Here is a 22,224-nt window from a genome sequence, read left to right as displayed (position 1 = left end):
TTACCAACCCAACGAACTCAATGCTGATACGACAAGACCAGCTACTGTTATGATAACCATCAAAAAGACGACGACAATCGTCACTTTTTGAAATAGTGTTTTTTTACGTGGACCATTATCACCAAATGCCAATGTTACTACCTCTTCTAGTCATTTTTCATCTAAGATAATACCATGAATTCTAAAAGATAGCAACTATTACAAGCCATAAGTAGCATGAGCAATCAAGAATCAGATGCCTTTACAGAAGATTTATGGTAGAATAAGATTACTATTGTAAAAAAGGAGATATTTATGGTTTTACCTAATTTTCAAGCTAATTTAGCCAAATACGCTGAACTACTTATTGCCAAAGGGGTTAATGTCCAAAAAGGTCACACCCTAGCTATCTCAGTTGATGTTGAGCAGGTAGCCTTCGCCCGATTGTTAACCAAATTTGCTTATCAGTATGGTGCCGCTGAGGTTCTCGTTGATTATGTTGATGATAAAATCGCTCGTGATCGCTTCTTACACGCCGAGGAAGAGCGTGTTACCTCTGTCGCTGATTATGTCGTTGCCAAGTCAAACTATCTTTTAGGTAAAAAAGCTAGCCGCCTAGCCATTCGCTCATCAGATCCAAATGTCTTTGCCTCAGTTGACCCGGAACGCCTATCAAAAGCCACACAAGCTCAAGCTATTGCTCTTTCAGCACAACGTGAAGCCACACAAGCCAATAAGGTGAGTTGGAATTTGGCTGCTGCTGCAGGAAAAGAATGGGCTGCCCTTGTTTTCCCGGATTTAGCCAGTGAGGAAGAACAGGTTGATGCCTTGTGGGATACCATTTTTAAACTCAATCGTGTCTATGAAGATGATCCAATCAAGGCCTGGGATGAGCATCAAGCAAATCTCGTCTCTAAGGCAGATCTTTTAAATCACTATCAATTTGATGCACTGCACTACACAGCACCGGGTACAGACTTGACTGTCGGAATGCCTAAAAATCACCTCTGGGAAGCAGCTGGCAGCATCAATGCCCAAGGCGAAGCCTTTATTGCCAACATGCCAACAGAAGAAGTCTTCACCGCTCCAGACTACCGTCGTGCAGATGGTTATGTCTCATCTACCAAGCCATTAAGCTATGCTGGTGTCATTATTGAAGACATGACCTTTACCTTTGAAAAGGGCCGTATTGTCAATGTCACAGCCAAAAAAGGCGAAGAAACAATCAAACGCTTGGTCGAAGAAAGCGACGGTGCTAGATCTCTTGGTGAAGTAGCCCTTGTTCCTCATAAAACACCAATCTCATTATCAGGATTAACCTTCTTTAATACTCTCTTTGATGAAAATGCGTCAAATCACTTGGCCATCGGTCAAGCCTATGCTTTTAGTATCCAAGGTGGAACTGAAATGACTAATGAAGAGTTAGAAGCGGCTGGTCTAAACCGTTCAACAGCCCACGTCGACTTTATGATTGGTTCTGAGCAAATGGACATTGATGGCATTACCAAAGATGGCGAAGTTGTTCCTATCTTCCGTGGTGGTGAATGGGCACTCTAAACTCACCCATAATAACTTCAAATAATGATCAAAAAACAATGGAAAAATCAGTCATTTACAAAAATCTGATGAGCTAATAGCCCCAAGTTTCTAGCCTTGACTAACCACTGTTCACTTTATAACAGTGGTCTATCAGCCGTCACGCAACCACCACAATCTGACTTTTCTGAAAAGCCTTTAACCCTCATCCAGAAGTGAATGAGGGTTTTTTTGACTATAAGGAAACACCAAAGACTTCCAAAGACCTCATCTCCTGGTCTTGTAAGGGACGCCACTGGCCTTTTTCCAATGCTTGATCTAACGATAAGGGACCCATGCTTAAGCGTTTCAGATAAGTCACCTCTTTACCACAGGCTTTGACCATACGCTTGACTTGATGAAATTTCCCCTCTTGAATCCTAATCTTAACGAGACTTGTTTGCTCTGCTTCATCCACAGCTATAATCTCTAGCTGTGCTGGCAGACACTCATGATCACTTAGCTTGATACCAGCCTCAAAAGCTTCCTGATCACTCCTAGTCATGATCCCCAAAACATGCGCCTCGTAAACCTTGTCCACATGCTTTTTAGGAGATAGCATGGCATGAGCCAACTGACCATTGTTGGTTAATAAAAGCAAGCCCTCGGTATCTCTATCCAGACGCCCTACTGGAAAAACACCTCTTTGTCTTGCCTGGTCATCTAGACAATCCAGAACCGTTTGATGGTTCTTATCCTGCGTCGCTGAAATCACACCAGCTGGCTTATGGAGCATGTAGTAGACAAAAGCTTGATACACTAATAACGTTCCATCATATCTAATCTCATCCTTGTCTGGATCAATAAGTATTTTGGCTGAGGTCTCCACTTTGGCATTGACCGTCACCTTTTTTTGCCTAAGGAGCTTCTTAACCACTGTCCGTGACCCAACTCCAACCTCCACTAAAAATTTATCTAATCTCATCTCATTCTCCCCCTATCATCAGTCTTAACCATTATAACTGATAAACTGACATGATTTTTTGACTCTTGACAATTCTTCTTTGACAATCTCTAATACTAGCCTAGCAAAAAAGCCGTCATTTGACGACTTTGGCTTCTGTTATCGAAGACCAATTTCAGCACGAACCACAGCTGCGATGGTATCAACGTAATAGTCCACCGCTTCATCTGTTGGAGCCTCTGCCATGATACGTAGGAGAGGCTCTGTCCCACTTGGACGAACTAAGATACGACCATTACCAGCCATCTCTTCCTCCATCTTAGCGATAATAGCGGCGATTGCTGGGACGGACATGCTCTTGTCTTTCATGGCATTATCAACACGAATATTAACAAGTTTCTGCGGGTAAATCCTAACCTCTGAAGCCAACTCAGATAGGGATTTTCCTGTTTCTTTCATGATTTTAGTTAGCTGAATGGCTGTTAGTTGCCCATCACCTGTTGTGTTATAGTCCATGAGAATCACATGGCCAGATTGTTCACCCCCAAGGTTGTAGCCCGATTGACGCATAGTCTCAACAACGTAGCGATCACCAACAGCTGTCACAACCTTATCAATGCCTTGGCTCTCTAGTGCTTTATGAAATCCCAAATTAGACATGACTGTTGTGACAATGGTGTTTTGGGCTAGTTGACCTTTTTGAGCCATGTATTTCCCAATGATATACATGATTTTATCCCCATCAACAAGGTCGCCTTTTTCATCAACAGCAATCAAACGATCGCTATCACCATCAAAAGCCAAACCAATGTCAGCACCTGTTTCTTTAACCAAGTCTTGAAGGGCTTCTGGGTGCGTTGAGCCAACACCTGCATTGATGTTAAGACCATCCGGCTGATCCCCAAGAACTGAAATATCAGCCTCTAAATCCAAGAAGATTTGACGAGCAGAGCGATGGGCTGCCCCATTAGCCGCATCAAGCGCAACCTTCATACCGTCTAAAGCCATACCTGTCGACACCAAGAATGCCTCATATTTGCGAAGTCCTTCTGGGTAAGCCACCAAGGTTCCTAAGCCCTCCGCTGAAGGGCGAGGAAGAGTGTCTGCGTCAGCATCTAAAAGGGTTTCAATTTCAGCCTCTAGGTCATCACTCAACTTGAATCCATCGCTGGCAAAAAACTTAATGCCATTATCTTGAGCGGGATTGTGGCTGGCAGAAATCATGACGCCAGCACTAGCATGCTCAGTTCTGACCAGGTATGAGACCCCTGGCGTGGCTAGAACACCTAGCTGATACACTTCTATCCCTACAGAAAGAAGACCTGCCACTAAGGCTGACTCTAACATCTCACCTGAAATCCGCGTATCACGCGCCACAAAGACTTTGGGGCGATTATCTTCATGCTGGCTAAGAACATAGCCACCAAATCGTCCCAATTTAAAGGCTAATTCTGGCGTTAATTCTAGGTTGGCTTCGCCGCGCACGCCATCTGTTCCAAAATATTTTCCCATAGTTGTTAGTGCTTACGCACGCCTCCATTTTTTCTAAATTGTAATAAGCTTTACTAAACATCCAAAGACCAAGTAAGGCTTAAAAGAGATTGAAAACTCATTAAAGAATGTCCCAAAGGAGCTTTTATCATGTTAAGTATTATTTGGGGGTTGTTGTTAATTTTACGGTAATGGTTTGTGGCAGGATGGTGACATCCGATGCTGATAGGGTGACGGTTTTTGACATGTCTTTAAGCACTCCAGTCACATCTACGACGCCTTTGACACTGCTAATCGCATCAAGTTCCTCCTGCGTACCAGAAATGGTAACGGTCTCTTGACTGAGCTTGTAATCAATGTTTAGCAATTTATCCGATAACACGCCAGTGACTGATAAGTCAATAGGAACTTCCTTGGTTAATTTTTTGACCGAAACCTTAATCTGCGTTTTAGCCGGATCAACGATGGAAGCTAAGATCGTACCGTCTGATGAAACCGCCTGCAAATTAACCGCACCACTAAAATCACTGCTCAAAATCTTATCTGAAGGAAGAACAGCCTCTACATGATCAATTTGCTCTAGCGTAGACTCATTGCTGGTGACAGTCACCTCTGATAGGGCAATAGCGACATTTGCAATCTGATAGCCATGCGCCACTTGGTCTTCTGGAATGGTTGCCTTAACGTTAAAGGTTTTGCTGGCTTTTTTCCCGATTGTTACTGCTACCGTCTTAGGATTAACGCTGGCATTCATCTCACTAGGCAGTCCTACCACCTGTAATTTGGCATTGCTTGTCCCATCCTTGACATCTGATAAGTCAGCAACCACTTTAAAACGTCGGGTATCTTCATTGATTTCAGAATCCAGTTTGACACGATTGGTTGAGGTCAGATAAACCTCTGCCTCGTAGGAATAGCCACTGATGAAATACTTATCCGCATCGTATTTGATATCAATAGGAACACTCTCCAAGGTATGACTGTAGGTTTCTGTTACTCGAGATAGCTGAGTGCCAGAAGCATTGTAAGAAATCGTCTTGGCAGAGAAAAATAAAAGCAAGGCAAAAAAGAGAGACACCATCTTATAAAAGATCGGTCTGTTGAAAAATCTCTTTAGCATTTTGTCTCCTTTCCAAGCAAGCGTTCTTTCCAACTTAGTGTTTTGACAACGTCAGGTAACAGAATGTCTTTCAAGGCTAGCTCAAGTTCTTCGCTGCTTAAATCATGCTGAAAACGACCGTTATGAGTGATTGAGACACCACCTGTTTCTTCAGAGACGACAAGGGTTAAGGCATCTGACGTTTCCGATAAACCAATGGCGGCACGGTGTCTTGTCCCAAATTCTTTTGAAATGGCTGTTGATTCCGTTAAGGGGAGATAGCAGCAGGCTGCTTCAATCTTATTTCCTCTAATAATCACAGCACCATCATGTAGGGGTGTATTGGGGATGAAAATATTGATCAAGAGCTGACTGGTAACCGTAGCATTTAAGGGAATACCGGTATTACTATACTCTCGTAAGGTTTGCGTTCCTTGAATCGAGATCAAAGCACCAATCTTACGTGGGCTCATATAGGCAACCGAGGTGGCTAGAGCTTCTACTAATTGTTCTTCATCCGTCAAGGTAGACGATGATGCGGTAAAGAGTTGGGCTGTTTTGCCAAATTTTTCTAAACCTAAACGGATTTCGGGGGCAAAAATCACCACACCAGCAATCACACCATAAGTGATAACCTGGTTCATCAAGTAAGTGATGGTGGTCAATCCTGTAAACTCAGCCACTAACTTTAGGACAAAGAATAAAATAATCCCTTGAACCAAAGACATAACCTTGGTTCCCGCCAAAGTCTTGACAAATCGATAAATCAAGAAAGCCACTATACTAATATCAAACACATTTATCAAGATGACCAAAGGGTTATCAACAAGTGACTGCCAAAATCTAGCATCAAACTGGGAAAAGAAACTCATACGCCTACCTCTCTTTGTTAACCTCGTCTTTTAAGGACACTCATTTTATTATAGCATTTTCTCTAGCTAGTTTGTAGTATTTTTGTTAAAATAAGCTTATCTAAAAACTAGTATTAGGAATATCAATATGAAAACTCAATTAGGCATAATGGCTGGAAAAACAGCTCACTTTATCCTTTCAAAAATGGGCCGGGGATCAACTCTTCCTGGCCAATTAGCCCTTAAATGCGACCCAAATATTTTGAGCAAACTTGCTAAAGATTATGAGATTGTTATCGTGACAGGGACAAACGGTAAAACCCTAACCACTGCACTAACTGTTGGTATCTTAAAAGAGGCTTTCGGAGACATTGTAACCAACCCAAGTGGCGCCAATATGATCAATGGGATTACATCTACTTTCTTAACTGCCAAAACTGGCAAATCAGGCAAAAAAATAGCCGTCCTAGAGGTTGATGAAGCCAGTTTATCAAAGATCACCCAACACATCAAACCAAGCCTCTTTGTCTTTACCAATATTTTTCGTGATCAAATGGATCGCTACGGTGAGATTTACACGACTTATGACATGATTGTAGCAGGTGCTGCTAATGCTCCTCAAGCAACTATTCTAGCCAATGGTGATAGTCCTCTCTTTTATTCGCGACAAGTGCCTAATCCTGTCCGTTATTATGGCTTTAATACCACATCACATGAACCACGGCTAGCCCACTATAATACCGAAGGCATTGTCTGCCCTCGCTGTCACCACATTTTACGATACAAGCTAAACACTTATGCTAACCTAGGTGACTATATCTGCCTTAACTGTGATTTTCATCGACCACCACTAGACTATCAAGTCACCGCCTTAAAGCAAATCACCAATACCAGTTCTGCCTTTGTGATTGATGGGCAGGACTATAAGATCAATATTGGTGGCTTGTATAATATCTATAATGCCCTTGCTGCGGTTGCGGTTGCTGAATTTTTCGGGGTTTCTAAAGACCAGATTAAGTCTGGATTTGACAAGAGTCGTGCCGTCTTTGGGCGTCAAGAAACCTTTAAAATAGGGGGTAAATCCTGTACCCTTGTCTTGATTAAAAATCCTGTCGGTGCCAGTCAAGCCCTTGACATGATCAGATTAGCTGATTATCCCTTCTCGTTATCTGTTCTTCTCAATGCTAACTATGCTGATGGGATTGATACTTCTTGGATTTGGGATGCCAACTTTGAAGCCATCAATGACATGCCCATTACGCAAATCAATGCTGGTGGGGTACGTCACTCCGAAATCGCTAGACGCTTGAGGGTAACAGGCTATCCAGAAAATCACATCCATCAAGCACAAAAACTAACTGATATCATCACCATGATTGAGCAACAAGAAGCCGATCATGCCTATATCCTAGCTACCTATACCGCCATGCTTGAATTTCGTGACCTTCTGACACGTCAAAAATCTCTTGGAAAGGACATCCACTAATGGTTTATACCTCTTTACACTCGCCTCAAGACCGTGATTATCAATACCAACTCAACCTGGCTCACTTGTACGGCGATTTGCTCAATACCTATGGTGATAATGGTAACATCCTCATGATGAAGTATGTTGGTGAAAAATTAGGGGCTGAAGTGACTGTTGATATCGTCTCGATTGGCGATCACTTTGACAACAACCACTATGATATTGTCTTCTTTGGTGGTGGTCAAGATTATGAGCAGTCCATCGTGGCAAAAGATTTGCCGACTAAAAAAGAGACCATTGATCAATTTATTCAAGATCATAAGGTCATCTTGGCTATTTGTGGTGGCTTTCAGCTTTTAGGTCAATACTATATTCAAGCCAACGGTGTTAAAATCAATGGTATCGGGGTTATGGGGCATTACACCCTCAACCAAGACAATAACCGTTTTATTGGTGACATCAAAATTCATAATGATACCTTTAACGAGACCTATTACGGTTTTGAAAATCACCAGGGGCGTACCTTCCTCTCAGACGATGAAAAACCGCTTGGCAGAGTGATTTACGGCAATGGTAACAACGAGAAAGATGATAGCGAAGGGGTTCACTATAAGAATGTTTATGGTTCTTACTTCCATGGACCTATCTTATCACGAAATGCAAATCTGGCTTACCGTCTGGTCACAACTGCTCTTAAAAATAAGTACGGTCAAGACCTTATATTGCCTAGCTATGACGATATCCTTAGCCTTGAGACACCTGAAGAGTATGTCGACGTTAAGTCAAAAGCCACAGTTGAAGATTAAACAAGAACTCCAACAAGCACATGAGAGGGCGTCTTTGCCCTCTCATTTTAGAAATCAGAGTTCATTGAGCACATTATCACATGGTGTTTTCTAGGATTATTTTAAAAGGCTGGACGTCATGCCCAGCCTCACTCATCGTAAGACAAATCTCATTATTGAGGTTTGTTTTTTGATGTTTCTATCATCTTCGTAAATCGTCTAAGCCCGGCTCTTTTAGCAAGGCTCTTCAAGGATTTGGGTTAGCTCTTCCCACTCCTCCATCAAAAGCATTTGCTTGTCGTGAAGGTGTTCCAGCTCTTTTTGCAAATCTGCTAAAAGCATCGGGTCGTTGCTAGTCGTCATTTGATCTGTGATGCTTTTTTCTTGTATGTCAATCGTTTCTAACTCAGACTCGATGGTCTCTATGCGGCGGGTGACTTTACGCATTTCCTTTTGATTGGCTTTTTGGATTTGATAATCCACTGAACCTTGAGAGAGTGGTGTTTCGTGACTAGCTTGGTGAGTTGCTGTTTCTGTCTTGAGGACTTGCTCTGCTTTTTTGTCAAGGTAGTAATCATAATCACCAAGGTAAAGGTTTGAACCTTCTTCAGAGATTTCCAAAACCTTTGTCGCCAGACGGTTGATAAAATAGCGATCATGGCTGACAAATAGTAGGCTACCGTCAAAAGCAAGCAAAGCATCTTCTAAAACTTCCTTGCTATCAATATCCAAGTGATTGGTTGGCTCATCAAGGATGAGAAAATTATGATTTTTCATGGATAATTTCGCCAAAAGAAGGCGAGCTTTTTCACCACCAGAGAGCATGCTGACTGATTTTTTGACGTCATCTCCTGAGAACAAAAAGGCCCCCAAACGGTTTCGAATAGCCAGCTCAGGAACGCTCGCAAAGTCATTCCACAACTCCTCTAAAACGGTGTTGTCCGGCGTGAGATGAGACTGGGTCTGGTCATAGTAGCCTACCTCCACATTAGCACCAAGACGAGCTTGACCCTTTAAAAAAGGGAGTTGTCCAATGATGGCTTTTAGTAGCGTCGTCTTTCCAATACCATTTGGTCCAACTATTGCGATGGCATCTCGCTTATGCAATACCATAGAGATAGACTGACACAAGACCTTAGGCTGATACCCAATCGCTGCATCCTCTATGGCTAGGACAAGATTGCCTGAAGATTTATCAGCCTGAAAGGTCATATTGGCTGATTTTTGACCAGTCCTTGGTTTGTCCAGACGCTCCATCTTATCCAGCTGTTTACGGCGGGCTTGAGCACGCTTGGTTGTTGAAGCACGGACAATATTTTTTTGGACAAAATCTTCTAATTTGGCGATTTCTTTTTGCTGTTTATCAAACTGTTTGGCTTCTGTGGCTAGTCGCTCAGCCTTGAGTTCTATAAACTTAGAATAATTCCCCATATAACGGTCCAAAGAATGGCGGTTGAGATCCAGCGTCACCGTCGCTACTTTATCAAGAAAATAACGGTCATGGCTGACAATGAGAAGAGCGCCTTGATAGTTGGCGAGGTAATTTTCCAGCCAAGCAATGGTCTCAATGTCCAGATGGTTGGTCGGCTCATCGAGGATGAGCAGTTCGGGCTTTTGCAAGAGCATACGAGCAAGGGCTAGGCGAGTATTTTGACCACCAGATAGCTCTGATACCTTCATCTCCCACATGCTATCGTCAAATTTAAAACCATTAAGAATGGCACGAATATCACTCTCATAGGTAAACCCACCTGCCTGACGAAAACGCTCTGACAGCCTATCGTACTGGCTCATGAGTTTATCTAGGTCAGTGCTAGATAAGTCTGCCATTTGATTTTCCATTTGGCGTAGCTGCTGTTCATCATGTCTCAAATCCTTAAAAACAGCTAGGAGTTCATTATAGATAGTGTTTTCAGACTCAAAACGGCTGTCTTGTGCCAAATAAGACATCTGTAGGTCACGTTTAGTGATGATGTCGCCACTGGTTGGCTTTTCTTCACCAACCAGTATTTTTAAGAGCGTTGATTTGCCAGCACCATTTTTACCGACTAGCGCTATACGATCCTTTTCATCGATTTGTAGGTTGATCTGATCAAATAAGACTTCTCCAGCGAAAGAACGTTCAATCCTGTTTGCTTGTAAAATAATCATAGTCTTATTATACCAAAAAGACCTTGATCCTAAAAGGGAGTGATGCTATTTGATTCATACCTAAAAGTCAGCAGCGTTATCAAAACACTGCTGACTTTTCTATTGATAACCGTTTGCTAATTTTAGGTAACCTAAATACATTAACAATCTAAAAATTTTAGTTTAATTCGTTGTCTTTTTTCTGACGTACTAAGCTAAGTCCAGTCACTAGGGTTGCTAAACCGATAAGGCTAGTTACTGTTGCCACTTCTCCAGTTTGTGGTAATGAGTCTGTTGAAGCTTCTTTATTTGATAAAGTTATCACTGAGGTATCACTAGCTGAAGGTACTGGAGTAGCAGTTATTCCTAGAGTAGCAACTGCACCACCTACTAGATGACCATTGCTAGCAGTGGCATTTTGGGCTAGGGAAGCAACTGTCCCTACTGAAACACGATGCGCTTGAGAATTTTGGTCACCCGTTGGGCCTTGAACGCCAGCGTCGCCTTGAGGACCCTTGTCTCCTGTTGGACCTTGAACACCAGCGTCACCCTGAGGACCTTTATCTCCTTGAGGACCCTTGTCTCCTGTTGGACCTTGGACACCAGCGTCGCCCTGAGGACCTTTGTCTCCAGCTGGACCTTTATCACCCTGAGGACCCTTGTCACCAGCTGGACCTTGAGCTCCGGGATCGCCTTGAGGACCCTTGTCGCCTGTTGGACCTTGGACACCAGGATCGCCTTGAGGACCCTTGTCTCCTGTTGGACCTTGAACGCCAGCGTCGCCTTGTGGACCTTTGTCGCCCTGAGGACCTTTATCTCCAGCTGGACCTTGAACACCAGCGTCGCCTTGAGGACCTTTGTCACCCGTTGGGCCTTGGACTCCAGCGTCGCCTTGAGGACCTTTGTCGCCAGCTGGGCCTTGAGCGCCAGGGTCGCCTTGGGGACCCTTATCACCCGTTTGGCCTTGAACGCCAGCGTCACCCTGAGGACCTTTATCTCCAGCTGGACCTTGAACACCTGGATCGCCTTGAGGACCCTTGTCGCCTGTTGGACCTTGGACACCTGCGTCGCCTTGAGGGCCTTTGTCACCTACAGGACCTTGGACACCTGCGTCGCCTTGTGGACCCTTGTCTCCAGCTGGGCCTTGAACACCAGGATCCCCTTGAGGGCCTTTGTCGCCTGTTGGACCTTGGACACCTGCGTCGCCTTGAGGACCCTTATCACCCGTTGGACCTTGGACACCTGCGTCGCCCTGAGGACCCTTGTCTCCTGTTGGGCCTTGAACGCCGGGATCACCTTGAGGACCCTTGTCACCTGTTGGGCCTTGGACACCAGGATCGCCTTGAGGACCTTTGTCACCCGTTGGGCCTTGGACTCCAGCGTCGCCTTGAGGACCTTTATCGCCGGGCTGACCTTTTACAACTGTGAGTTTAGTCCCATCTGATAGGGTCACGACAGTATTACCTGTAACAGGATCAACTTCAACACCCGCAACTGTAACAGATGTTCCTGCTTTACCTGGTTTTAAGACAAAAACACGGACAGGGACATTGACTTGTTGCTCTAGCTTCTGACCATTAGAGAGGGCTACCTCATAGGTGACTGTTGTTAGGATATCTGCTGGTGCATAGCCTGACTGAGTCGTAGCTGGGAGATCTTCTGGTACTTGAATCGTTTTTATGGTAAGACCCGTACTACCATTTGGCAAACTGATGGCTGTTTTAATTGCTTCAGAGGTAAGCGCCTGACCTTGCTCGACAAAGACAGTCGAACGACCAAAGGCCACTGAATCAATACGATCATATCTAAAACTAATATTTTGTGGACGATCACCTAAACGACCTGTCAATGGCGTCTCATCAACTCTATGATAAGTGTGACCATTGCGCAAGATGGTGGTTTGAGGCGTTACAATCGTATAGGTCACGCCTGGGCGTGCTTTGCCCCCATCATAAGTCACTTCAAGATTTGGAGCCGCATCAATGACATTTCCATAGTTGTCTTTGAAGTCAACACTGATGACTGGTTCTTCAAGGACTGTCAAGGGAATGCTTACAAGCTTCATCTGTTCAAAGGTTTCACCATTTGAGAGTGGGATGTCGTAGATAATAGCTGCGGTATAGGCAGCTGGCTGCTCACCTAATGTCGCTGTACTTGGGGGTTGATAGCCGTACTCCTCGTCTAAAATCACACGGTCTTTGATAACAATGCCTTTTTTAGAGTTTTGATCTGACACAGTGATGGCTGCTAGAGCCGTAGCCACATCCGGGTGAGCATCCCCTCTATAAACCCTCACTCCTGGCACCTCAAAGCTGACAGGATCAATTTTTTCGTAAGTGTAGATAACTTTTTTACCAGGCTCTATAATAGTTGAATTGTTGTCAATTCGGTGATAGAGTTGCCCATTAAACCCAAGGATGGGTTTTATGTTCGTCAGTTCGATGACAGTTGTAGGATTAAATAATTCATTAAGAGTAGCCAGCCTATTATCTAATTGTTTGAACCGTGAATAGTTCAGAAGATTAAAATCATCTAGCTTTTCATTAGAAAACAATACGGAATAATCACGGTTACCATGAGGTTTATGAGTTGCAGAAATCAGAAGGGGTTCGTCTGGCAGTAGCAGATTTCCTTCCGCATCTTGAAATTCAACGAGCAACTCTGGTTTTTTGAACTTATTATCGTCAGTTTTACGGCTTATTTTAGTTATGGATGCAGTGATTGTCTTAGTGACATCCTCTGTACCCTTAAGCTCTATCCTTTCATGATCAAACTTAAAATAATAGTCTTCTGAAGGATCGACATAAAGCCAAAAGGATTTCAAATCAGTTGGAACATCGAAAGATACGCTAAACGTTGATGAGGTTGAAATAGACTGTTTTTCAGAAACAAATAACTTATAAAGTTGTTGTGGATCCTCCTCTACTGTACCTTGACCAAAAAGAGAGATTGTCTCAGGAAATAACTGATCCAAAGTTCCACTACCATCTGTAATTTTAAGATTAACAGTCAAATTAACCTTTTTGGTAGTTTTTGCAGCACGCCTACTTCGTACTTTGGGTTGAGTTGCTTCACTAACCCCTTCTGTCGCAGGCGCTGTTTCTTGAGATTCTTGTGTCTGTCTGGCCTGTGCTCGCTCTAAGATACGCTCCAAAAGAGAGATTTGCGTGGTATTGGTCAGTTGGCGTTGATAGCTCTGATAAGCCTCTGTGCCCAAGGCTTCCTTGAGCGTGTCAAGTTGGGCGAGGGCGCTTGCTCTAGCCGTCTCCAAGTGGTCTTTGTAACTAAGAGTACTAGAAGCTTCGGTAAGGACCTCCTGCTTGCTAGTTGCTGATGGGAATTGCCCAGATGCTGGCGATGCATCCTCGCTTATCTGGTTTTTCCCTACAGGGGGTGGGCTAGTGGGGTCTACCCCCCCCCCCCCCATTTTCTGATAATTCAGATAACTCTTAGGCAGATGGCTGTTCTGAACCTTCTGTCTGGATAAATAAGTGGTCTGTCTCGAGCACTGGAGACGCTGTCGGTGCTGCCGCCTCAAGGGACTCATCTGACGAGGTCGGTGACGAACTACCTCCCTCTACCTCATCTGCTTGCACACCAGGGTTGCTTGGATTGGCGAGCGCCAGCATCCCCAATAGAACAGACGCTGTCCCATAAGCCTTTAACTTTCTCAGCGAGAACGTCTGCTTGGTATCAAATAAACCTTTCATAACAATAAAAACTCCTTTTTACTTTTTAGGCACTATTACCTAAGCCTATTATAACATGATTACAAGATATTTTCACCCATGTGATCACGGAAAAAATCTCTGAGAACCTTTTGATTACACCCCATTTTTTAGGACAATCGCTCCTCCTTAACATAGTCGATAGGTAGCATTTCCAAGAAAACTGCCACTTGCTTCTCCCAGTAGTACCACTCGTGCTTGCCGTGATCTTTTTGATAGTCGATGTCTAATCCTGCCTCCCTGAAAGCAGCAACGGCTTGATTATTGACCTCATAGAGGAAGTCCTCGTAACCGCACCAAGCATAAAAGCGTGTCTTGCCATCAGCTTTTTGGGCAGCTACTTGTAGGTTATTATCACTAGCTTGAAAGTCTTTAAGGCTACCAAACAACCCTCTCCAATAGTCAGATGTCATCTCCTTATGCTCAAAATCAAAGCCTAAAGCCCCTGAAAAAGACCCTGCAACAGCATATTGATTGGTGAGCATGGCCAGCTTAAAAGCCCCATAACCTCCCATTGACAAGCCAGCAATAAAGGTTTTGTCACGCTTAGTTGTCATGTTTGGAAAGAAACGCCGCATCACCTGAGGAAGCTCTGTAGCTATAGCATCAAAATACCGTGAACCATAGGTGGTATTGGTATAAAAACCATTATCACCATTTGGCATGATAATGATGAGATTGGTCTGACGCACCAAGCGCTCCAAATGTGTGCGTGAGGTCCAGGAGTGATGATTTCCTCCCATGCCATGTAGGAGATATAGGACAGGAATGTCCTTATCATCACGATACTGCTCGTCTATTTGATCGGCATCTGGGTACAAGACATCGACCTGACGATAGAGACCTAGCACCGTTGAATGGTATTCTATTTGAAAAAATGCCATGATGTTCCTCTTTTCTATGGCTTATAGAAAGAAGCTGAGACTATCGCTCAACTTCTCTTGCTTATGATTGATGTTAACGCACTTCCATAATCACTGGTAAAATCGCAGGACGGCGTTTAGTCTGATCAAATAAGAATTTCCCGATATGATCACGCACCAAACCTTTAAGCTCGCTCCAATCAAAACCATCCTCGGCTAGATAATTTTCAACCGTCGTGTTAACCAAGTCCGCTGATTCACGAAGAATATCACGGCTCTTCTTAACGTAGACAAAACCACGTGTGTTGATTTTGGCACGAGTGACAATCTTACCTTCTTTTTTATTAACCGTCATGGCAATGATAAAGATACCATCTTCTGAGAGGACTTTACGGTCACGTAAGACGATATTGCCTACCTCACCAATAGCATTTCCATCAATCATCACATCACCAGCTGGTACAGCACCTTCATGTAGGAATCCTTGGTCTGATAAGTGCATGATATCGCCACGTTTCATGATATAGATAGTCTCTGGAGACATGCCTATTTCTTGAGCCATATTGGCGTGAGCTGCTAAATCACGATACTCTCCTTGGATAGGAAAGAGGTACTGAGGCTTGATGAGGTTTAGCAAGAGCTGCAAATCACGACCATTGGCATGACCCGACACGCGCAGGTGTTGCGTAATCTGCTTGACAGAGCCCCCAGCCTTGTAAATCATATTTTCCACACGAGCCACTACGGCTTCTTTGGCAATGCTTGGGGTCGTCACGATATAAACCAAATCACCGTCTTTAATCTGCACATAACGGTGACGACCAATAGCCATTTTTTGCAAACTATTGATCGGCTCACCCATACGACCTGTTTCCAAAATCACCAACTCATGATCCTCAAACTTGGTCATCTCATTTGGTTTGACCATAATACGCTCATCATGGATGGTCAACTTTTTCAGACGAATAGCTGTTCTGACAATATTTTCAACATCAAATCCTGTGAGAACAACACGACGACCGCAACCAAGAGCAGCATCAAAAACTTGCTGGATACGTGCCAGATTACTTGACACTGCTGCTACAATCACACGGCCTTGGGCATCACCGATGACTTGGTCGATTTCAAGACCAACTTCCGCTTCACTGGCCACTGTCTCTGTGCTGGTCGCGTTCGCAGAATCTGCCAAAAGCGCTAAGACACCCTCACGTCCAATCTCTGCTAAACGCGCAAAGTCTGTATAATAGGCATCCTTGGCTGCTTGGTCAAACTTGAAGTCTCCAGTATAAACAATATTGCCTTTTTTAGTGCCAAGCACAATTCCCAAACTCTCAGGAATAGAGTGAGTCGTCTTGAAAAAAGAAACCACTGCATCCCCAAATTCAATCTCAGTCTCACTATTGACCACATGGAAATGGTTATAGTTTTTGATGGATGAATTATTTTGAACCATCAATTTAGCCAGTTCAATGGTTAATTCCGAGCCAAAAACGGGTACTTTGACAGCTCCTAAAAGATAGGGCAAGGCGCCGATGGCATCAGCGTGACCGTGGGTCAAAAAGACACCTTGGACACGGTCCTTATTGTCAATCAAGTAATCCAGATTTGGGATGACCACATCAACCCCTAACTGTTCATTTTCAGGGTATTTTAACCCTGCATCCAAAACAAAAATGGCATCGTTGATTTCCACAACATAAAGGTTTTTGCCGTTTTCACGAACTCCACCCAAAGCCATAATTTTGATATCGCTCATTTATTCTCCTTAATCATTATCGTATTGATATCATTTTCACAACAAATCGCTGTTGTGATAAGGCTCTGTCGCCAGAGCACTTCATCAAATAGCCTCTCATTCGGCAATATCTTCTGATAGATCATAGCAAAAAAGCTGCATACTCACTATCCAGTATACAACTTTGTGGCTTATTTTTCAATTATCACAACTGCTTTAAGCGTCAAAGACTTGATAATAATCCGAGATCGAAAGGTCTGCCTTCTCATCTGCTGATAAATCATTGATAATCTTGCCTTCTTTCATGACAATCAGGCGATTTCCATATTTGAGAGCATCCTCCATACGATGTGTAATCATGAGGGCTGTCAACTTATCTTTTTGGACAAATGCGTCAGTCACGTTCATGAGTGAAACGCTGGTCTTGGGATCTAAAGCTGCGGTATGTTCATCAAGGAGCAACAAATCAGGACGCTTAATGGTTGCCATCAACAAGCTAAGAGCCTGTCTTTGACCACCGGATAAAACGTTTGTTGGCGTGTCCAAATGCTTTTCAAGCCCATTGCCAATTTTGGCAATTAAGCCTTGAAAGTCTTCTTTAAACTGATGAATCCGCCTTGGAATAAGTCCTCGCTTCTCACCACGGTATTTGGCTATCAAGAGATTTTCAGCCACAGTCATTCGAGGAGCTGTCCCCATTTTAGGATCTTGGAAGACACGCGCTAGGTATTTGGCACGCTTTTCAGCTGTCAAATGGGTCACGTCGTCTCCCATGATAAGAATCTTACCGCTACTCAACCTTAAGCTACCTGCAATGACATTAAATAGGGTTGATTTGCCAGCACCGTTTCCACCTAAAATAGTGATAAAGTCCTGCTCATAGATGGTCAAATCCACAGCATCCAAGATGGTCTTATAATCATTTGAGCCATTGTTTACTCTGACAGTGGCTTTTTGTAATTCAACTATTTTTCTCATCTTGTCACCTTGGCTCCTTTGATGATTTTATCTTTTAAAACAGGTACCATCAAGCAAATCGCAAGAACAATGGCACTAAAGAGCTTGAGGTAATTGGTATTAAAACCAAGTGCTATCACGGCTGTTATCAAGAATTGGTAACCAATCGCTCCAATCACAATGGTTATCAACCGCTCCAAAAAGGTCAACTCACTGGCATAAATCACCTCACCGACAATGATGCCGGCCAGACCAATGACAATAATCCCGAGGCCTTTGGACACGTCCGCATAGCCATCTTGCTGACTAATAAGGGCGCCAGATAGCGCTATGATCCCATTAGAGACCACCAAGCCCATCACTTCCATCTTATCCGTAGAAATCCCAAAACTCTTAGCCATATCACGATTGTCACCTGTCGCGATATAGGCTTGTCCTAGTCGGGTATTGAGAAAGAGGATTAAAAAGCCAATGACCACTATCACAGCCAGCAAACTGAGTAGTAAGAGATTATAACTCGTCTCAAAAGGCAAGAAGTCTTGGATGGTTGTGATCTCCAAAAGACCAAGATTGGCACGCCCCATAATCATCAGCATAATAGAGTTGAGAGAGGTCATGACCAAGATACCTGCTAAAATCGTTGGTATTTTACCCTTTGTGTAAAGTAAGCCTGATACTAGGCCTGCTAGACAGCCTGCCAAAACGGCAAACAACGTCGCTACCAGTGGATGCCAGCCGAGATTAAGAAGGGTTACCACGACTGCACCACCAAGTGGAAAAGAACCCTCGGTGGTCAAATCTGGGAAATTAAGGATGCGAAAGGTCAGGTAAATCCCTAAGCCAAGAATCCCATACAAAAGTCCTTGTGAAATGGAAGAAATAATCATTTGTTTGTCCTTTATAATCGCCTTTAAGCGGCTTATTTAGTCTTCAGCCTTAACTGAGATTTCTGCCTTATCCATAAGGTCTTTAGGAATGGTAATGCCAAGCTCTTTAGCCACTTTCATATTGAGTGTCGGTGTTCCTGTATCAATCACAGTGACTGGCAGGTCCTTAACTTTTTGACCTTTAAGAATTTTAGCGACCATTTTACCCGTTTCAACCCCAATGTCAAATTGATTTTGACCAACTGCTGCAAAGCCACCATTTTTAACCATACTATCATCAACCACATAGACTGGTAACTGTGCTTTATTGGCAGAAGCCGCAACGGTTTTCATGGCACTAGCAATGGTATTGTCTTGGGGAACAAAAACAGCATCCACTTTGCCAGTCATGACTGACATGGTTGAAGTGATTTCGTTGGTTGAAGGCACTGCGTAGGTGATGACGCTCAAACCTTTTTCTTTGGCTAATTGCTCAAATTTTTTAACCTGGCTTTGAGAATTGTCTTCATTGCTTGAGTAGAGAACGCCAATGGTTTGAGCATTTGGTGTTAAGGCTTTGATCAGCTCAACGGCTTGAGCCACAGGAACTTGATTAGAAACCCCTGTGATATTGCCTGACGGGTGTTTGAGATCAGATACTAGTTTGGCACCAACTGGGTCAGAGATAGCGCCCATCACAACGGGAATATCCTTTGTCGCATTGGCCAAGCCTTGAGCAGCTGGTGTCGCAATCCCAACAACCACATCATTACCATTTGCGACAAGTTTTTTGCTCATGGTCTGAATCTTAGATTGGTCTGCTTCGGCATTGACGTAATCAATAGCAACCTTGTCTTTACCATATCCTGATTCTTCGAGACCTTTGATGATCCCTGCATTGATGGCATCTAAGGCATCATGAGTGACAAACTGTAGGATCCCTACCTTAACTTTGGCTTTTGCCTCAGGTTTGGCACTAGAATTACCTTGGCCAAGATTGTAAAAAATCGCTCCAAAAATCACAACTGCCAGTAGGGCTAGAGTTCCCATAAGTGTTTTATTTTTCATGTTTCTATCTCCTTTTTTTCAATAAATTACCATTATCCAAAAAGAAAAGCACCTAGTCTTAAAAACTACGCGCTTCTACCTCTGTCTTATCGACTGATATCACTACGCATAGATACTGTCCTTTTTGAAGTACATCAAAAGTCGTATCTATGCTAAATCACACAAACACAACTTTTACCTACGCCAGCTTTGCCAAAGTGTCATGTGTTTTGTCATATCAGCTCTCCTTTTTTCATGTTTTTTAATATTATATCACTAATTCTCACAATAACAAGCCCTTTTTTGTTTTTTTTTTTGCCAAAATTCTATCATTTGACATCAAAAAACGACCAAGGTCATTAGCTAAAATATAGCAAGCTAAAATTGGCCGTTTTTCGTTTGTAATAAATACTTATGGCATTTTAAAGGGAAAACTGAAATCGTCGTCTCAAGCAACTAGTACAAACTAGTCTTTAATTACTTTTCTTTTTTTTAAGTCCATCTTTTTTTAATAACCATAAGCTGATAAGCATAGAATACCCAACTATCTCAAACGGATGAGACATTTCTCCCGTTTTTGGTAGATTAGCTTTTTGGCTTTCAGAAGGCTTAGAAGACGATTTAGAATGTGATTCTTCTATCTTATCTTCTTTCTTCTCCTTATCTTTTGTTGTTGAAGAGTTCCCTTTTTCTATGGAATGAGTTTTAGGTGACTTCTCCTTGTCAGTCGGATTTTGAGGTTCCCTTGGAGGGACAGACTCTGTCGTTGTCGTTTTCTTGATAGCTTCATAAAGGAAGACTACATGTGTCTCACCTTCTATTATGTTACCTGTAGCGACGCCAGAGTGAAGACCGACACGCTTGTATTGGTTACCATCAATGACTAACTCTTTTGGCGCTTGACTTGTCACATCATAATCAGTACCAACAGGTTGGTCAGTCACTACAGTAATCGGATTTTGAATTGCCTGCTTAGTCGTTTTATCGACAAAATGAAGTTTGACAGATCCAAGTTTCGGTAATTCCTTGTACACATAAGTAACGGTGGTTATACCCACTGTTATAGTACCTTTAGCTGACGAGCCTGAGTCAAGACCAACTAAACGATAAGATACACCATTTACTGTAAGCATCTCTGGCGCTCTGCCTGTAACATCAAATGGTGTTTGAACGACAAGATTTTCTAAAACGGTGACTGGATCTTGTAATGGCAAGCCTGAAGCCTCATTAACATATTGTAAGACAACTGAACCTCGTTTTGGTACTTGTCGATAGAGATAAGTGACTTCTGTGGTTTGTGCCACTACTTTTCCAGTAGCTGATGAGCCAGCTTGAAGGCCTACTAACTCATAACTCTCACCACCACGATTGATTACACTTGGTGGTAAATGACTAACATCGTAGTCCGTGCCTTCCTCAGCAGCTGTGATTGGATTTAATGACCCTTGTAGACGTTGTCCCGTAGCTTCATCAATGAAGTGGACGACTACAGAGCCTTTTTTAATCACACGTTTATAAGTATAGATGACATTATGGTTACCCTCAGGAACCTGTCCTACTGGATTTCCAGTTTGAATACCTACTAAATCGTAGTCAATACCATTTTGAGTTAGTGTTTTAGGTGCCTCACTAGTCACATCATAAGCTGTTCCAGCAATAACAGAATTGTAAGGTGTTGTTGGGGCTGCTATTTCTTGACCAGTATCTTGATCAATAAATGTGACAGTTACCGTTCCTCGGACAGGAAGGTAGTAATAACGAACTATTATTGGTTTGGCTGTAACGCTACCTTTGGCATTCACTGGAGCTTTATCTGGGTTTAAGCGATAAACAAGACCGTTAGAAGTGATTAGCTGATCTTTAGCTGTTGTGACATAGTTAGCATTGATTGGTAAACCTGACTGAGTTGTAGCTGGTTGTAAAGGCGTGCCTTGATCATCAACATACTCTGTTATCACGACACTTGTTGCTAAACGATAAGTATAAATAACTGTGATAGAGCCTTGGACAACTTTACCTTTAGCGTTATCCGGTTCTTGCGTTTTATCTAGACGATACACTTTGCCATCGTGATTGATTTCGTCATCTCTTGATGTGGTGTAGTCTGAGTTAACAGTTAGATTGGCTTGCGTATCTGCAACTTTAATTTCGTCGCCTGCTTCATTCACATACTTGGTAGTAACTGTGCCGGTCACTAATTTATAACGGTACGTTACTGTGATTGGCGCTTCTGTGACTTTACCTTCGGCATTGTCTGGTAGTTTTGTTTCATCTAGACGATACAACTTGCCATCATGTTCTAACTCGTTTTCTTTCGTTGTTTTATAATTTGAGTTAACGACTAAATTGGCTTGCGTATCCGCAGGTTTAATCTCTTCGCCTGATTCGTTCATATACTTCGTAGTAACTGTTCCTGTCACTAATTTATAACGGTACGTTACTGTGATTGGCGCTTCTGTGACTTTACCTTCGGCATTGTCTGGTAGTTTTGTTTCATCTAGACGATACAATTTACCATCATGTTTTAACTCGTTTTCTTTCGTTGTTTTATAATTTGAGTTAACGGCTAGATCGGCTTGGGTATCTGCAACTTTTATTTCGTCGCCTGCTTCGTTCACATACTTGGTAGTAACTGTTCCGGTCACTAATTTATAACGGTACGTGACTGTGATTGGCGCTTCTGTGACTTTACCTTCGGCATTGTCTGGTAATTGTGTGGTATCTAGTCGATACAATTTACCACCAT

Annotated in this window: 17 protein-coding genes; 3 read left to right on the top strand and 14 right to left on the bottom strand. The window is 43.0% G+C overall.

Annotated features, from left to right (window positions below; genetic code table 11):
* Entirely contained in the window at positions 1-132 is a 132-nt protein-coding gene (locus tag ACMZ6Z_RS05440) for a DUF4044 domain-containing protein (RefSeq protein ID WP_416131594.1), read from the bottom strand.
* A gap of 162 nt (positions 133-294) precedes the next feature.
* Between ACMZ6Z_RS05440 and ACMZ6Z_RS05435 the strand changes: the two genes are divergently transcribed.
* Positions 295-1,536: an aminopeptidase gene (locus tag ACMZ6Z_RS05435; RefSeq protein WP_416131593.1), complete on the top strand. Its 1,242-nt coding sequence runs from the start codon at positions 295-297 to the stop codon at positions 1,534-1,536.
* Positions 1,537-1,750: 214 nt separating this feature from the next.
* Here the strand turns inward: ACMZ6Z_RS05435 and ACMZ6Z_RS05430 are convergent, their stop codons facing one another.
* The 4 genes from ACMZ6Z_RS05430 to cdaA all read right to left on the bottom strand — a co-directional run bounded on the left by ACMZ6Z_RS05430 (position 1,751) and on the right by cdaA (position 5,920).
* Entirely contained in the window at positions 1,751-2,479 is a 729-nt protein-coding gene (locus ACMZ6Z_RS05430) for a pseudouridine synthase (RefSeq protein WP_416131592.1), read from the bottom strand.
* A gap of 138 nt (positions 2,480-2,617) precedes the next feature.
* Positions 2,618-3,970 (bottom strand): phosphoglucosamine mutase, encoded by a 1,353-nt coding sequence (gene glmM, locus ACMZ6Z_RS05425; protein WP_416131591.1) that lies wholly within the window; start codon positions 3,968-3,970, stop codon positions 2,618-2,620.
* A gap of 139 nt (positions 3,971-4,109) precedes the next feature.
* The gene (locus tag ACMZ6Z_RS05420) at positions 4,110-5,069 is read right to left on the bottom strand and encodes a YbbR-like domain-containing protein (RefSeq protein WP_416131590.1); all 960 of its coding nucleotides are present in this window, start codon (positions 5,067-5,069) and stop codon (positions 4,110-4,112) included.
* A complete protein-coding gene (gene cdaA, locus ACMZ6Z_RS05415) occupies positions 5,063-5,920 on the bottom strand; it encodes a diadenylate cyclase CdaA (RefSeq protein ID WP_416131589.1) in 858 nt (285 codons plus the stop codon). The genes ACMZ6Z_RS05420 and cdaA overlap by 7 nt, the downstream gene beginning before the upstream one ends.
* A 127-nt stretch (positions 5,921-6,047) precedes the next feature.
* Here cdaA and murT point away from each other — a divergent pair, with 127 nt between their 5' ends.
* Together murT and gatD are read left to right on the top strand one after the other, a co-directional pair.
* Positions 6,048-7,385 (top strand): lipid II isoglutaminyl synthase subunit MurT, encoded by a 1,338-nt coding sequence (gene murT, locus ACMZ6Z_RS05410; protein WP_416131588.1) that lies wholly within the window; start codon positions 6,048-6,050, stop codon positions 7,383-7,385.
* On the top strand, positions 7,385-8,173 hold the full coding sequence (gatD, locus tag ACMZ6Z_RS05405; protein ID WP_416131587.1) for a lipid II isoglutaminyl synthase subunit GatD: 789 nt from the start codon (positions 7,385-7,387) through the stop codon (positions 8,171-8,173). The genes murT and gatD overlap by 1 nt, the downstream gene beginning before the upstream one ends.
* A gap of 213 nt (positions 8,174-8,386) precedes the next feature.
* Here the strand turns inward: gatD and ACMZ6Z_RS05400 are convergent, their stop codons facing one another.
* From ACMZ6Z_RS05400 to ACMZ6Z_RS05360, 9 genes are all read right to left on the bottom strand, one after another.
* Complete coding sequence (locus ACMZ6Z_RS05400; RefSeq protein ID WP_416131586.1) at positions 8,387-10,303, bottom strand: ABC-F family ATP-binding cassette domain-containing protein; 1,917 nt, start codon at positions 10,301-10,303, stop codon at positions 8,387-8,389.
* A gap of 157 nt (positions 10,304-10,460) precedes the next feature.
* Complete coding sequence (locus ACMZ6Z_RS05395) at positions 10,461-13,553, bottom strand: LPXTG cell wall anchor domain-containing protein (protein WP_416131585.1); 3,093 nt, start codon at positions 13,551-13,553, stop codon at positions 10,461-10,463.
* 178 nt (positions 13,554-13,731) lie between these two features.
* A complete protein-coding gene (locus ACMZ6Z_RS05390) occupies positions 13,732-13,992 on the bottom strand; it encodes a YSIRK-type signal peptide-containing protein (RefSeq protein WP_416131584.1) in 261 nt (86 codons plus the stop codon).
* A 128-nt stretch (positions 13,993-14,120) separates the two neighbouring features.
* Positions 14,121-14,894 (bottom strand): alpha/beta hydrolase, encoded by a 774-nt coding sequence (locus ACMZ6Z_RS05385; RefSeq protein WP_416131583.1) that lies wholly within the window; start codon positions 14,892-14,894, stop codon positions 14,121-14,123.
* A 73-nt stretch (positions 14,895-14,967) separates the two neighbouring features.
* The gene (locus ACMZ6Z_RS05380) at positions 14,968-16,629 is read right to left on the bottom strand and encodes a ribonuclease J (protein ID WP_416131582.1); all 1,662 of its coding nucleotides are present in this window, start codon (positions 16,627-16,629) and stop codon (positions 14,968-14,970) included.
* A 195-nt stretch (positions 16,630-16,824) separates the two neighbouring features.
* The gene (locus ACMZ6Z_RS05375) at positions 16,825-17,586 is read right to left on the bottom strand and encodes an ABC transporter ATP-binding protein (protein WP_416131581.1); all 762 of its coding nucleotides are present in this window, start codon (positions 17,584-17,586) and stop codon (positions 16,825-16,827) included.
* The gene (locus ACMZ6Z_RS05370; protein ID WP_416131580.1) at positions 17,583-18,452 is read right to left on the bottom strand and encodes an ABC transporter permease; all 870 of its coding nucleotides are present in this window, start codon (positions 18,450-18,452) and stop codon (positions 17,583-17,585) included. Before ACMZ6Z_RS05370 ends, ACMZ6Z_RS05375 begins: the two co-directional genes overlap by 4 nt.
* 36 nt (positions 18,453-18,488) lie before the next feature.
* Positions 18,489-19,499: a tryptophan ABC transporter substrate-binding protein gene (gene trpX / locus ACMZ6Z_RS05365; RefSeq protein ID WP_416131579.1), complete on the bottom strand. Its 1,011-nt coding sequence runs from the start codon at positions 19,497-19,499 to the stop codon at positions 18,489-18,491.
* Positions 19,500-19,951: 452 nt separating this feature from the next.
* Positions 19,952-22,224 (bottom strand): MucBP domain-containing protein (locus ACMZ6Z_RS05360; protein WP_416131578.1); only part of this gene is annotated, 2,273 nt, incomplete at its 5' end.

This window comes from Streptococcus pluranimalium, from assembly GCF_047785705.1.
GTDB classification, from domain to species: Bacteria; Bacillota; Bacilli; order Lactobacillales; family Streptococcaceae; genus Streptococcus; species Streptococcus pluranimalium_A.
Note: the sequence above shows the minus strand (reverse complement) of the source record. Positions and strands in the feature narration are given on the sequence as shown.

Bases quoted from the DNA above. Each gene is read 5' to 3' on its own strand.
- murT (WP_416131588.1), top strand. From the start codon at position 6,048: ATGAAAACTCAATTAGGCATAATGGCTGGAAAAACAGCTCACTTTATC.
- cdaA (WP_416131589.1), bottom strand. From the start codon at position 5,920: ATGAGTTTCTTTTCCCAGTTTGATGCTAGATTTTGGCAGTCACTTGTT.
- ACMZ6Z_RS05390 (WP_416131584.1), bottom strand. From the start codon at position 13,992: ATGAAAGGTTTATTTGATACCAAGCAGACGTTCTCGCTGAGAAAGTTA.
- ACMZ6Z_RS05385 (WP_416131583.1), bottom strand. From the start codon at position 14,894: ATGGCATTTTTTCAAATAGAATACCATTCAACGGTGCTAGGTCTCTAT.
- ACMZ6Z_RS05400 (WP_416131586.1), bottom strand. From the start codon at position 10,303: ATGATTATTTTACAAGCAAACAGGATTGAACGTTCTTTCGCTGGAGAA.
- glmM (WP_416131591.1), bottom strand. From the start codon at position 3,970: ATGGGAAAATATTTTGGAACAGATGGCGTGCGCGGCGAAGCCAACCTA.
- trpX (WP_416131579.1), bottom strand. From the start codon at position 19,499: ATGAAAAATAAAACACTTATGGGAACTCTAGCCCTACTGGCAGTTGTG.
- ACMZ6Z_RS05380 (WP_416131582.1), bottom strand. From the start codon at position 16,629: ATGAGCGATATCAAAATTATGGCTTTGGGTGGAGTTCGTGAAAACGGC.
- ACMZ6Z_RS05370 (WP_416131580.1), bottom strand. From the start codon at position 18,452: ATGATTATTTCTTCCATTTCACAAGGACTTTTGTATGGGATTCTTGGC.
- ACMZ6Z_RS05420 (WP_416131590.1), bottom strand. From the start codon at position 5,069: ATGCTAAAGAGATTTTTCAACAGACCGATCTTTTATAAGATGGTGTCT.
- gatD (WP_416131587.1), top strand. From the start codon at position 7,385: ATGGTTTATACCTCTTTACACTCGCCTCAAGACCGTGATTATCAATAC.
- ACMZ6Z_RS05435 (WP_416131593.1), top strand. From the start codon at position 295: ATGGTTTTACCTAATTTTCAAGCTAATTTAGCCAAATACGCTGAACTA.
- ACMZ6Z_RS05375 (WP_416131581.1), bottom strand. From the start codon at position 17,586: ATGAGAAAAATAGTTGAATTACAAAAAGCCACTGTCAGAGTAAACAAT.
- ACMZ6Z_RS05430 (WP_416131592.1), bottom strand. From the start codon at position 2,479: ATGAGATTAGATAAATTTTTAGTGGAGGTTGGAGTTGGGTCACGGACA.